The organism is Edwardsiella piscicida (genome assembly GCF_001896205.1).
Classification (GTDB): Bacteria; Pseudomonadota; Gammaproteobacteria; order Enterobacterales; family Enterobacteriaceae; genus Edwardsiella; species Edwardsiella piscicida.
The window spans coordinates 1,435,869-1,448,138 of the sequence record NZ_MPNU01000001.1 but is presented as its reverse complement, the minus strand read 5'-3'; the positions used below and the strand labels follow the sequence as shown (position 1 = coordinate 1,448,138).

11 protein-coding genes are annotated in these 12,270 nt (G+C 60.7%); 2 read left to right on the top strand and 9 right to left on the bottom strand.

Features of this window, described 5'->3' with window-relative positions; all coding sequences use genetic code 11:
- Positions 1-107 precede the first annotated feature (107 nt).
- A complete protein-coding gene (ompC, locus tag BRD58_RS06575; RefSeq protein WP_078057718.1) occupies positions 108-1,214 on the top strand; it encodes a porin OmpC in 1,107 nt (368 codons plus the stop codon).
- Between the two features lie 247 nt (positions 1,215-1,461).
- On the top strand, positions 1,462-2,655 hold the full coding sequence (locus BRD58_RS06570; protein WP_069578415.1) for an amino acid aminotransferase: 1,194 nt from the start codon (positions 1,462-1,464) through the stop codon (positions 2,653-2,655).
- A 407-nt stretch (positions 2,656-3,062) separates the two neighbouring features.
- On the opposite strand, the gene flgL is transcribed toward BRD58_RS06570, so the two are convergent.
- The 9 genes from flgL to flgD all read right to left on the bottom strand — a co-directional run bounded on the left by flgL (position 3,063) and on the right by flgD (position 12,269).
- Positions 3,063-3,998: a flagellar hook-associated protein FlgL gene (gene flgL / locus BRD58_RS06565; protein WP_015461247.1), complete on the bottom strand. Its 936-nt coding sequence runs from the start codon at positions 3,996-3,998 to the stop codon at positions 3,063-3,065.
- 14 nt (positions 3,999-4,012) lie between these two features.
- A complete protein-coding gene (gene flgK, locus BRD58_RS06560; protein WP_015461246.1) occupies positions 4,013-5,653 on the bottom strand; it encodes a flagellar hook-associated protein FlgK in 1,641 nt (546 codons plus the stop codon).
- 126 nt (positions 5,654-5,779) lie between these two features.
- Positions 5,780-6,742, bottom strand: a complete 963-nt coding sequence (gene flgJ, locus BRD58_RS06555; protein WP_015461245.1) for a flagellar assembly peptidoglycan hydrolase FlgJ — start codon at positions 6,740-6,742, stop codon at positions 5,780-5,782.
- The gene (locus BRD58_RS06550) at positions 6,742-7,881 is read right to left on the bottom strand and encodes a flagellar basal body P-ring protein FlgI (RefSeq protein WP_073382007.1); all 1,140 of its coding nucleotides are present in this window, start codon (positions 7,879-7,881) and stop codon (positions 6,742-6,744) included. Before BRD58_RS06550 ends, flgJ begins: the two co-directional genes overlap by 1 nt.
- Before the next feature lie 13 nt (positions 7,882-7,894).
- On the bottom strand, positions 7,895-8,581 hold the full coding sequence (gene flgH / locus BRD58_RS06545; protein WP_012848090.1) for a flagellar basal body L-ring protein FlgH: 687 nt from the start codon (positions 8,579-8,581) through the stop codon (positions 7,895-7,897).
- 100 nt (positions 8,582-8,681) lie between these two features.
- On the bottom strand, positions 8,682-9,464 hold the full coding sequence (gene flgG / locus BRD58_RS06540) for a flagellar basal-body rod protein FlgG (protein ID WP_012848089.1): 783 nt from the start codon (positions 9,462-9,464) through the stop codon (positions 8,682-8,684).
- Between the two features lie 16 nt (positions 9,465-9,480).
- A complete protein-coding gene (locus BRD58_RS06535; protein WP_012848088.1) occupies positions 9,481-10,236 on the bottom strand; it encodes a flagellar basal body rod protein FlgF in 756 nt (251 codons plus the stop codon).
- Positions 10,237-10,286: 50 nt separating this feature from the next.
- Complete coding sequence (gene flgE, locus BRD58_RS06530; protein ID WP_073382004.1) at positions 10,287-11,519, bottom strand: flagellar hook protein FlgE; 1,233 nt, start codon at positions 11,517-11,519, stop codon at positions 10,287-10,289.
- Positions 11,520-11,570: 51 nt separating this feature from the next.
- A complete protein-coding gene (gene flgD / locus BRD58_RS06525) occupies positions 11,571-12,269 on the bottom strand; it encodes a flagellar hook assembly protein FlgD (protein WP_012848086.1) in 699 nt (232 codons plus the stop codon).
- Position 12,270: the final 1 nt, after the last annotated feature.

The following is a 12,270-nucleotide window of genomic DNA, read 5'->3' as shown; positions in this document are numbered from 1 at the left end:
AGACACCATACTCTCTAGCTTAGTTCCGTAGGGGGTTAAAAAAGTTCCCGATGGGATCAAATTAGGCAGTGGCAGGTGTCAAAAAAATAAAACCAATGAGGGTAACAATGATGAAACGCAATATTCTTGCAGTGGTAATCCCGGCTCTGCTGGTTGCCGGCGCGGCCAACGCGGCCGAGCTGTACAACAAAGACGGCAACAAGCTGAGCCTGTATGGTAAAGTTGACGCCCGTCATAAGTTCACCAGCGACAAGTCTGACGACGGCGATCACACCTATGCCCGCTTTGGCTTCAAAGGCGAAACCCAGATCAACAGCGAACTGACCGGTTACGGCCAGTGGGAAGCTGAAGCGAAAGCCAAAAAACCGGAAAGCGATTCCGGTAACTTCAAAACCCGTCTGGGCTTTGCCGGTCTGAAATTCGCCGACTACGGCTCTCTGGACTACGGCCGTAACTACGGCGTCGTATACGACGTAGAAGCCTGGACCGACGTGCTGCCGGTCTTCGGCGGTGACTCCTACACCTACACCGACAACTTCATGACCGGCCGTACCAACGGCGTTGCAACCTACCGCAACAACGGCTTCTTCGGTCTGGTTGACGGCCTGAACATGGCTCTGCAGTATCAGGGTAAAAACGGCGCCAAAGGCGAAAGCAACAACGGTCGTGACGCCCTGTCCGAGCAGAACGGCGACGGCTTCGGTATGTCTGCCTCCTACGATCTGGGCTGGGGCGTGAGCGCTGCGGCGGCTTACTCTACCTCTAACCGTACCCTGTCTCAGAAAAATGCCGGTGGCCTGATTGCCAGCGGTGACAAGGCTCAGGTATGGACCACCGGTCTGAAGTACGACGCCAACAACGTCTACGTTGCCGCCATGTACGCCGAAACCCTGAACATGACCCCGTACGGTGACGACGGTATCGCCAACAAGACCCAGAACTTCGAAGCCGTGGCTCAGTACCAGTTCGACTTCGGTCTGCGTCCGTCTATCGCCTACCTGCAGTCTAAAGGCAAGCAGCTGGGTGTAGACGCTAACCAGGACAAAGATCTGGTTAAATATGTTGACCTGGGCGCGACCTACTACTTCAACAAAAACATGTCCACCTACGTTGATTACAAAATCAACCTGCTGGACGGTAACGACGACTTCTACAAAACCAACGGCATCACCACTGATAACGTGGTTGGCGTAGGTCTGGTTTACCAGTTCTAATCCCGCGCGGCCACCGGTCGCCATGGATATCCGATCAGGCAGGGCTTAGGCCCTGCTTTTTTTTGTTTTTTTGCGCGACGCCGACGCTCAACGCCATGCTGCTTGCGTTTGTTTTTACAGCATTAATTCCGTATTCCCCGCCCTGCGCACCACTTTATCGTCTTTTTCAGCCAAACGGTTGGCAAGGGTTTTCCATAGCGGTAATCTGTCTCTCCACTGGCTTAACTGGACACATGGAAGCTCTCGCATGTTTGAAAACATCCCTGCTGCACCCGCCGATCCAATCCTGGGGCTGGCCGACCTGTTTCGCGCCGATGCGCGCCCGCATAAAATCAACCTGGGCATCGGCGTCTATAAAGACGAAAGCGGTAATACGCCGGTGCTGACCAGCGTTAAAAAGGCCGAGCAGTACCTGCTGGAGCATGAGACCAGCAAGAACTACCTGAGCATCGACGGGATCGCCGCCTTCGGCCAGCGAACCCTGGAGCTGCTGCTGGGCAGCGACAGCCCGATTATCGGCGCCGGGCGAGCGCTCGCGGCGCAGACGCCCGGCGGCACCGGGGCGCTGCGCGTCGCCGCCGACTTCCTGGCCAGTAAAACCTGTGCCAAACGTATCTGGGTGAGCAACCCCAGCTGGCCGAACCACCGCAGCGTCTTCAGCGCTGCCGGACTGGAGGTGTGCGAATACGCCTACTATGACGCCGATAACCACTGCCTGGACTTTGCCGCCCTGCAGGAGAGCCTCTCTCAGGCACAGCCTGGCGACGTGGTGCTGTTCCACGGCTGTTGCCATAACCCGACGGGGATTGACCCGACCACGGCGCAGTGGGAGGCCCTGGCGGAGATGTCGCGTCGCAATGGCTGGCTACCGCTGTTCGACTTCGCCTATCAGGGCTTTGCCCATGGACTGGAAGAGGACGCGCAGGGGCTACGCCTCTTTGCGGCCCGTCACGACGAGCTGATCGTCTGCAGCTCCTACTCCAAGAACTTTGGTCTGTACAACGAGCGCGTCGGCGCCTGTACCCTGATCGCCGCCGATAGCGACAGCGCCGCCAACGCCTTCAGCCAGATCAAGGCGGTGATCCGCGCCAACTACTCCAACCCGCCGGCCCACGGCGGCGCTATCGTCGCCACCATTCTGGGCAACGACGCGCTGCGCGCCATTTGGGAGCAGGAGCTGACCGATATGCGCCAGCGTATCCAGCGGATGCGTCAGCTGTTCGTGAATACCCTGCAGGAGAAAGGCGCCGATCGGGACTTTAGCTTTATCATCCATCAAAACGGCATGTTCTCCTTCAGCGGGCTGACCAAAGAGCAGGTAGGCCGTCTGCGCGACGAGTTCGGCGTCTACGCCGTCAGCTCCGGGCGCATCAACGTGGCGGGGATGACGCCGGACAATATGGCGCCGCTGTGCGAAGCCATCGTTGCCGTACTGAAATAATCCCCATCGACGGCTGTGCCGCGGGCTACCCAGAGGGTGGCCCGTTTTTTTATCTCGCGGCCGCGCCCCGTTCACAAACGTGGGCAACGGTGCTATCCCCCCGCCCCCCATCAAGGGGGCGTCAGGCCAAAGGCCGGCGAGCGGGCTTCATCGTAAGGGCAGCGTTTATCGAGGATTATGGGGCAGCCCACGAAGGCCGCACGAATATAGTGCGGGTTATCATCAAACGAAGCGGGAAAATGCGACGGGAAAAACGCCAGCGCGGTGGCCTGCCGGCGCTGACCACGACACGTTATCGCTAACGCCTGGCGGAAGGCGCTACCGCCCCCCGGTCTCGCAGGGATGGGGTTTCCAGGTACAAAAAAGCGCGGCTCCAGGCCGCGCCTTCTACACGTCAGGCGGTACGCTTAGCGCATCATCTGAAACAGCGACATGCCCTGCATATCCGAGAAGACCTTATAGGAGGCCTGCAGCGAAACCTGGCGGAAAGAGTAGTCGGAGATGGCCTGCGTCCAGTCCACATCCTGCACGCTGCTGATACGCGTCTTATAGGTGATCGCATTCTCATCGCCGATGGCGTCCAGCGAGTCCAGCTCGTTCAGCTGGGTCCCCAGCTCGGCGCGTACTCGTGAGACGTTATTCAGCGAATTACGCAGCCCGCGGTTGGCCGAATCGAGGTCGTCTGACACCGCTTTCTTCGCGGCGTCATCTTTACCCTCCAGCGGCGTCTTCAGCGCATCAATCGCCTGCTGCAGCGAGGCAAAGATATCCTGCTCGCCCTTGCCAGGCTGGAACACCTGGTTGCCCGTATGGCTCACGGTCATGGTGCGCGCCGCGTCCACCTGCTGGGTCAGCGCCTTGTCACCGCCGCTATAGGTGACCTCGCTTGCCGCCCCCTTCGTGAACGGCGCTGCATCGCTCTTATAGCCAGCAAAGATGTAGCGCCCGTTGCCGTCGGTGCTGTTGGCCAGGTTAAGCAGCTGATCGCGCATACTCTCCAGCTGGGTGGCGATCGCCGCGCGATCGTCGTCGCTCTTGGTCCCGGAGGACATCCCGTCGACCAGCACCGGCGTGGCGTTCTGCAGCACGTTGGTCACCTGCTGCAGCACGCTCTCTTCCATAGAGGTGCTCTGACGCGCATAGCCACGGGCCATGCCGTACTGTTCGTTCATCGACTTAGCCTGGTTCAACCCCACCAGTTGGGAGGAGCCCAGCGGATCGTCCGAGGGGTTGATCACTTTCTTACCGCTGTCCAGCTGCGCACCGATGCGCTGCCACTCCGACTGCGCATCGAGAACGCCGCTCATATTCTGCTGATATATCATGCTAGTGCTTAAACGCATGGCGGTGTATCCCCTTATCGAATGTCAAGCAGAGCATTAAACATCGACGTGGCAGTCTGAATCACCTGCGCATTCGCCATGTAATACTGTTGAAAACGCACCAGATCGCCGTACTCTTCGTCCAGGTTGACCCCGGAAACGGACTGCTGCTCTTTGGTCAGCTGCTTCACCACGTTGCCCTGGGCCGTGCTGTCCACCTTGGCGCCGTTGGTCTGGTTACCGATAGTGCCCACCAGTCCGGCATAGGCGCCGCTCAGGGTAGCCTTGCCGCCGACGATCTTCTTATTCTGCAGATCCAGCATCTTCTGCGCGTTGGTGTTGTCGCCAACTTCGTCTTTCGTGCTCCCGGCGGCAATCTTCGCCGGATCGCTGATCTTGACGTCAAAACCGTTGATAACGGTGGAGGTGGTGCGCAGCTTAAAGCTGTCGTTCTCCGCCGGCGTGTCGTTAATCTTCACCTTCAGGCCGTCGAACTTCAGCACCGTATCGCCGCCGTCGGCCTCTGGCGCTATCGTCTGCTGGGTGCCATCCGCCAGGCGGGTGACGTTCCACTTACCGTCTTTAAAATCGATGCGATAGTCGGTGGCCTGCACCTTGGAGATATCGTCATAGCTGGCCGACAGCGACGCTTTCGAGGCGTTATTGGTATTGGCCAGGCTCTCCGGCTGACCAAAGCCAAACAGATCGCCGCCCTTGTCGCCGTTAAGGTCGAACCCTTCAGACTGAACCTGGTTAAACGCGTTGGCCATGCTCAGCGCAATCTGCCCCAGCTGGTTACGGGTATTATCCAGCGCCTCATTGCGGAAGCGGAAGATACCGGCCATGCTGCCGCCGCTGATGCGCGCTTCGGGCACTTCGCTCAGGCCGTTGCCGCGATCGTAGGCCAGCGTGGTCCGCGACGGATCGCTGCTGGAGGGCACCGCCTTCACGCTGTAGGCATCGCCACCCTGCACCAGCGACAGGCCGCCGGCAAACGAAATATTCATCGCCCCGTCCTGCATGCTGATATCGACGTTGACGATCTGATTCAGCTCGCTGGCCATTCTATCGCGCAGATCCAGCAGATCGTTGGGCGCGGTGCCGCCGCTGGCGCCGGTCAGCTCAGAGATACGGTTGTTCAGATTGGCGATTTGCTTGGCATAGTCGTTAATCTGTTCGGCGTTATTGCTCACCGTCGCGTTGGTGCTGCTTTCCAAATTACGCAGATACGCATCGGTGGTTTTAAACTGGGCCGTCAGGCCATTGGCATTGGAAATCACCGTCTGACGCGCGGCGGAGTCGCTCGGATAGCTCACCAGGTTTTGCAGGTTCTTAAAGAAGTTCTGCATATTGGCGGACAGGCTGTTAGTGCTGTCGGCCAGCAGATCGTCAATCTGGGAGATCTGCTTGTGATAGGTCGACGTCGTCGCGAACTCACTCTGTCCCTGGCGCAGCTGATTAACGATGAACTGGTTGTATTCGCGGTTGATCCCGCTGACCACCACCCCGTTACCGATAAAGCCGGCCGGCGTGCTGGTGCCGTTATTTTCGGCAAAGCTGACGCTTTGGCGGTTATAACCGGCGGTATACACGTTATTGATGTTGTTGCTGGTGACAGCAAGCGCCGTCTGCGCGGCGCTCAGACCGCTCATTGCGTTATTGATTAAGTTGGCCATGCGGTTTCCTTTGCACTAAAAAAGCCCGCTGCCGGGAAATCTACGGGCTCTTACTGTTACTCTGTTTATCGGCCGGGCGGCTCAAAACTTAAATCTTTTTCGCCGCCCGTCGCTGCGCAGCGGGGACTAAAACAGATTCGCCAGATCGTGGGTATAGGCCTGCACCACCCGGTGACCGGCCTGCTTGATCTGACCGATCAGCTGCACCAGCTTGCTGGCGTAGTTCGGGTCCGTGGCGTAGCCGGCGCGCTGCAGGGCATGCGCCGCCTGCTCCGGGGTATCGGCGTTGACCACCGCCGCGTAGCGCGGATTGTTGGTCAGCATGCCGATATAGTCATTGATCGCCTCGAAGTAGGAGCCGTAGACCCGGAAACGGGCGCGGGTTTTCACCGCCACGCCGTTCTCATACTCGGTGGTGGTGACCTCGGTGGTCGGACCGTCCCAGTTTTTCCCGGCCTTAATACCGAACAGGTTATAGCTGCGCCCGCCGTTGGCCCCCGGGATCTCCCGCTGCCCCCAGCCCGACTCCAGCGCGGCCTGCGCCATAATCAGCTGATGGGGGATCCCGCTCTGGCGGCTGGCCAGCTGGGCCGGCAGGCTCAGCTGGGAGACGAACTCACCGTTGCTGTTAGGCAGCGGCAGCGCCGCCCCGCCGTGGGGGATGCGCGGCATCGCGCGGCGCATCACCTGCTCCAGGGCATGAATGGGCATGCTATTAATGGTTTCGCCATCCAGCGCCATCGGCGCCACCCCGACGCTATCGGGGATATGCGCCTCGGCCTGATGGGCGCCGCGCATCTGCTTATACAGCATATCCGCGATCCCCATTCCCTTGCCGGCCGACATCTCCTGCGCCACCTGCTGATCGTAGAGCGAGGTGTACAGGCGGCTCTGTTCGCTGTCGAGGATCCCCTCCTGCGGCGTCGCCTGACGCATGCTTTTCAGCATCATCTGGACGAACATCCCCTCCATCTGGCGCGCGGTTTCCCGCAGCGCCTTATCAGAGCCGCCGGCCGCGCTGTACTTCAGCGAGTTGAGCGCCTGCGCGTCATAGGCCGCGCTGCTAAACGCCAGGCTATCGTCGGCCATTAGATGATCTCCAGCTTGGCGCGCAGGCAGCCTGCGCTTTGCATCGCCTGCAGGATCGACATCAGATCGTTCGGCGTCGCGCCCAGCGCGTTCAGCGCGCGCACTACGCTGTTCAGGTTGGCACCGGCCCGCACCTGATGCAGGGCTCCGCCGCTCTGATTGACCGAAATCTGGGTATTCGGCGTCACCACCGTCTGCCCGCCGCCAAACGGCGTGTTCGGCTGGCTGACGTTCAGCTGGCGATCGACGACCACCGACAGGTTGCCCTGCGCCACCGCGCACGAATCCAGTTCGACGTTGCGGTTCATCACCACCGACCCGGTGCGCGAGTTGATGATCACCTTGGCGTCGAAGGTACCGACGTTCACCTCGATATTCTGAATATTGGCCAGCGCACGTACCTGATTACTGCCCCCCTGCGGCACCAGCACCTGCACGGTGCGGGCGTCCAGCGGCGTCGCGGCACCCAGACCGTTGGCGCGGTTGATGGCATCGCTGATGTGCTGCGCCAGGGTGAAGTCCTCGTTATTCAGCTCCAGGTTAATCACGTTACTGTTGCCGAAGGTGGTCGGCACCGCGCGCTCAATGGTGGCGCCGCCGCTGATACGGCCGCCGGACAGCTGGTTGACCTGCACGCTGCTGCCGCCCGCCGACGCACCCGCGCCGCCGACCAGTACGTTGCCCTGCGCCAGCGCGTAGACCTGATTGTCTACGCCTTTCAGCGGCGTCATCAGCAGGGTGCCGCCGCGCAGGCTCTTGGCGTTACCCATCGAGGAGACCACCACGTCGATGGTCTGCCCCGGACGGGAGAACGGCGGCAGGTTGGCCGTCACCATCACCGCCGCCACGTTTTTCAGCTGCATGTTGGTTCCAGGGGGAACGGTGATCCCCAGCTGGGACAGCATGTTGTTCAGACTCTGCGTGGTAAACGGCGTCTGCATGGTCTGATCGCCGGTGCCGTCCAGTCCCACCACCAGGCCATAGCCGATCAGGGCGTTGTTACGTACGCCCTGGATGGAGGTGAGATCGCGGATACGCTCGGCCTGCGCCCCCTGGCTCAGCAGCCCCAGCGCCAGCAGTACGCCGGTCAGCCAGGCGCCGGCGCGACGCCAGCGGGTGTCTAGTCCAAAATTGCCCATAGCCAAATACCTATCAATAGGGGGAGAGATTGAGGAAGAAGCGCTGCATCCAGCCCATATTCTGCGCTTCATTGATATAGCCGCTGCCCACATATTCGATGCGTGCGTCCGCCACCTGCGTGGAGGGCACGGAGTTATTGCCGCTGATGGTGCGCGGATTGACGACGCCAGAGAAGCGGATGTATTCGGTGCCCTGGTTGATGGCGATCTGTTTCTCACCGACCACCTTCAGGTTCCCGTTGGACAGCACATCGTCCACGGTGACGGTAATGGTGCCGCTAAAGGTGTTGTTGGCGTTGGCGCCCCCTTTACCGTTGAACTGGTTATCACCGTTGGCCTCCATGTTGGCCCGCGCGTTGCCGAACAGACCCTCCAGATAGCGGGGCACGGTGGCGAAGTCGAACTTCGACGTCCCGTTGCGGCTGGCGTTGGCCGACGAGCTCTTGCTGGCGCTGACGTTTTCCTGCAGCACGATGGTCAGGATATCGCCGATATTGCGCGGGCGGCGATCCTCAAACAGCGGCTGATAGCCATAGTTCATCGGCTGGACGCCCTGGAAAATGGAGCCGTTGGGGCGCGGCGGGGTCGCCGGCGCCGGCGTGGCAGTCGTCGGCCCGGTCACCACCCGATCGTGGGGAATGTAGGCACATCCCGACAGCGCCAGCGCGCATAACAGCGCCACTCCCGAATGTTTTTGCATCGTTTTTCTGCCTTTTCTGCCATTACCGTCGATGTACGGTACCCCTCGGGTACCGGTGCGACAGACCCGGCGCATACCTGCGTCCGGGCCGGTCACCTGATTACAGCTGCGTCAGACGCTGCAGCATCTGATCAGAGGTACTGATCGCCTTGCTGTTGATTTCATAGGCACGCTGAGTCTGGATCATGTTGACCAGCTCTTCGGCCACGTTCACGTTGGAGGTCTCCACATACCCCTGGTACAGCAGACCGGCGCCGTTCAGGCCCGGGGTGCTCTCCGTCGGCGCACCGGAGCTTTCGGTCTCCTGGTACAGGTTCTCCCCCACGCTCTCCAGACCGGCGTCGTTGATAAAGGTGCTCAGGGTCAGCTGGCCGACCTGCTGCGCCGCCGCCTGTCCCTGCAGGGTGACGCTGACGATACCGTCACGGCCGATGGTCATACTGGTCGCGTTGGCCGGAATAGTGATGGCCGGCGTGACCTGAAAACCGCTGGCGGTCACCAGCTGGCCGTTCTGATCTACCTGGAACGAGCCGTCGCGGGTGTAGGCCTGGCTGCCGTCCGGCAGGGTCACCTGAAAGAAACCCTGCCCTTTGATCGCCACGTCCTTGCTGTTGTTGGTCTGCGACAGGTTGCCCTGGCTGTGCAGGCGCTCGGTGGCGACCGGGCGAACGCCGGTCCCCAGCTGCAGGCCGGACGGCAGGGTGGTCTGCTCTGACGACTGGGCGCCCGGCTGACGCAGGGTTTGGTACAGCAGGTCCTCAAACACCGCACGCTGACGCTTAAACCCATTGGTGCTGACGTTGGCCAGGTTGTTGGCGATCACGTCCATGTTGGTCTGCTGGGCTTCCAGCCCGGTTTTGGCGATGTATAGTGATCGGATCATGATTACTCCTGCGCTGTTAGCTCAGCGATAACAGCTGATTAGCTTTCTGTTCGTTGTCATCCACGCTGCGGATGACCTTCATCTGCATCTCAAAGCGGCGGGCGTTGGTGATCATGTTCACCATCGCCTCGACCGGCTGTACGTTGCTGCCCTCCAGCACCCCCGGCATCACCTTCACCGTCGGGTCCAGCGGCAGCTGGGCACCGCGCTTCTGCTCGGCCTCCGGCGTCAGGTGAAACATCCCGTCATCGCCGTGTACCACCTCTTGGGCGCTGGCCTTGACCAGCTTCAGACGGCCGATCTGGGTGGTGGCATTGGGCTGATCGCCCGCCCCCAGCGCGGTGATGGTACCGTCGGCGGCGATGGTCAGCTGCGCGCGATCGGGAATGGCGATCGGGCCGTTGTCGCCCATCACCAGGTGCCCCTGCGAGGTCAGCATCCCCTGCGGGTTAATCTGCAGGTTGCCGTTACGGGTATAGGCCTCGGCACCGTCGGGCATCTGCACCGCCAGCCAGCCATCCTGCTGCAGCGCCACGTCCAGCGGGCGCTCGGTGTAGTCCAGCTTGCCCATGCTCAGGTCGTGCATCGGCGTCGATGCGGTTACCAGCGTACGGGTCTCCACCGACTCACCGTCGACCGGCACGGCGCGCAGCGCCGCCAGCTGGGCACGAAACCCCGGCGTGGTGGAGTTGGCCATATTGTTGGCCGCGATGGCCTGCTGGTTCAGGGTCTGACTGGCAGCCCCCATCGCGGTATAAATCGCATGATCCATTTAACTCGCCTCGCTATGCCGCCCGCTAAGCGGGCGGCTGTCATCCAAAATTAACGCAGGTTGACCAGGGTCTGCAGGATCTGATCCTGCGTCTTGATGGTCTGGGCGTTGGACTGGTAGTTACGCTGGGCGACGATCATATCGACCAGCTGCTTGCTCAGGTCGACGTTGGAGGCCTCTACCGCCCCGCTGGTCAGCGAGCCGAGGCCGCTGGTGCCGGAGGTGCCGACGATCGGCTGGCCAGACTTGGCGCTCTCGCTCCACACGTTGTTACCTTCAGAGACCAGCCCTTCCGGCGCGGCGAAGTTGGCCATCACAATCTGCCCCAGCAGCTGTTTCTGCTGGTTGGTATAGCTGCCGGTGATGGTGCCATCGTCGTTGATCTGGTAACCGGTCAGCTCGCCGGCCTTGTAGCCATCCTGCGTTTTAGAGGTCACGCCGTCCTTGCCGGTGTTCTGCTGGCGAGTACCGGTAAAGTCCAGCTTGAAGGTCTGCGCCGGGGCGCCGTTGCTGGCGGCCATATTCAGGGTCAGCGGCGCGGTTCCCTTCGCCAGCTCACCGTTGCTGTCAAAGGTCAGATCCCCGGCGTCCTGCGGCTTCCCAGCCGGATCGGCGCTGTCGATGGAGTAGACCTTCCAGGTGGTGCTGATCGGCGCCGTCGTCGTTGACTCCCCTTTGACAAAGTACAGATTCATATTGTGGACGTTGCCCAGCGAATCGTAGGTGGTCATCGAGGTGGCGTAGGTATAGCTGTCAACCTTGCTAGGGTCGAAGGCGACGGTCTTATCGACGGCCTTATTCGCCGAGTTCAGGTTCAGCACCATGGTGCCCTGGGTGCTGGCCTTGGCCGGCATCAGCCCGGTCGGGATCTGGATCGGTACCGGATCGGCGCCCTGCTGAATGGTCGGCGGCGTCCCCGCGGCCGGATAGCCGGTCAGGTACATGCCCTGGGCGTTGGTCAGGAAGCCTTTGGCATCCTTGGAGAACTGCCCGTTACGGGTGTAATAGACGCTGCCGTTGGGATCCTGCATGCGGAAGAAGCCCTGACCGCTGATGGCCACGTCCAGACCACGGTTGGTGGTGGTGGTGGTCCCGTCTTTAAAGTCTTGGTTAACGCTGGCGACCGTGACCCCCAGACCCACCTTAGAGCCGGCAAACATGTCGGCAAAGGTGACGGAGCCTGATTTAAAGCCCACGGTCTGCGAGTTGGCAATGTTGTTGCCGATGACGTCCAGCTGGCTGGAAGCGGCGTTCATGCCGCTGATTGCCTGAGAAAATCCCATTTTAAAATCCTGTATCTAGAGTTCGGATAAAGGCCGGCACCCCGGCCGCCATTATAAGATCTGGCGTACGTCGGCCAGTGTGGCTGTTCCGGCCAGTCCCAGCTCCAGCAACGCACCTTTGTTGCTTTGGGTTACCCCATTTACCATGGCGAAATGCAGCGGCTGTACCACCGCCTGCTGGCCCTGGTTCGTGGCGCTGACGCTAAAGTTATACGCGCCGTCGGGCACCTCTACGCCGTCATCGCCCTTACCGTCCCAGGTGTAGCTAAACACCCCGGCGTTATGGCTACCCATATCAATCTGCTTGACCACTTTCCCGGTATTGTCGCTGATGGTCACCACCACGCTCTGGGCGCCGCTCTCCAGCTCAAAGCCAAAGGGGGTGGTGCTGACTTTCTCATCGCCCTCCCCTTTGCCGGTCAAGATGGTTTTCCCCGGGATCATCACGCCGTGACCGATCAGGCTAGAGGCCTGGATCGACTGATTGCTGTTGATCTGCCCGGAGATGCTGCCCAGGGTGGTATTCAGTTTTTCAATACCGCTGACGGTGCTGATCTGCGCCAGCTGAGTGGTCAGCTCGTTGTTCTGCAGCGGGTTGGTCGGATCCTGGTTGCGCAGCTGCGCCACCAGCAGAGTCAGGAAGCTGTTCTGTAGGTCCTGACCGTTATCCGCCACCAGCCCGCTTTTACTGCTGGCATTGACCGGTGAGCTGGTATCTACCGGATCGTTAAGCGATACCGAAATGGCCATC

Bases quoted from the DNA above. Each gene is read 5' to 3' on its own strand.
- ompC (WP_078057718.1), top strand. From the start codon at position 108: ATGATGAAACGCAATATTCTTGCAGTGGTAATCCCGGCTCTGCTGGTT.
- BRD58_RS06570 (WP_069578415.1), top strand. From the start codon at position 1,462: ATGTTTGAAAACATCCCTGCTGCACCCGCCGATCCAATCCTGGGGCTG.
- flgL (WP_015461247.1), bottom strand. From the start codon at position 3,998: ATGCGTTTAAGCACTAGCATGATATATCAGCAGAATATGAGCGGCGTT.
- flgK (WP_015461246.1), bottom strand. From the start codon at position 5,653: ATGGCCAACTTAATCAATAACGCAATGAGCGGTCTGAGCGCCGCGCAG.
- flgJ (WP_015461245.1), bottom strand. From the start codon at position 6,742: ATGGCCGACGATAGCCTGGCGTTTAGCAGCGCGGCCTATGACGCGCAG.
- BRD58_RS06550 (WP_073382007.1), bottom strand. From the start codon at position 7,881: ATGGGCAATTTTGGACTAGACACCCGCTGGCGTCGCGCCGGCGCCTGG.
- flgH (WP_012848090.1), bottom strand. From the start codon at position 8,581: ATGCAAAAACATTCGGGAGTGGCGCTGTTATGCGCGCTGGCGCTGTCG.
- flgG (WP_012848089.1), bottom strand. From the start codon at position 9,464: ATGATCCGATCACTATACATCGCCAAAACCGGGCTGGAAGCCCAGCAG.
- BRD58_RS06535 (WP_012848088.1), bottom strand. From the start codon at position 10,236: ATGGATCATGCGATTTATACCGCGATGGGGGCTGCCAGTCAGACCCTG.
- flgE (WP_073382004.1), bottom strand. From the start codon at position 11,519: ATGGGATTTTCTCAGGCAATCAGCGGCATGAACGCCGCTTCCAGCCAG.
- flgD (WP_012848086.1), bottom strand. From the start codon at position 12,269: ATGGCCATTTCGGTATCGCTTAACGATCCGGTAGATACCAGCTCACCG.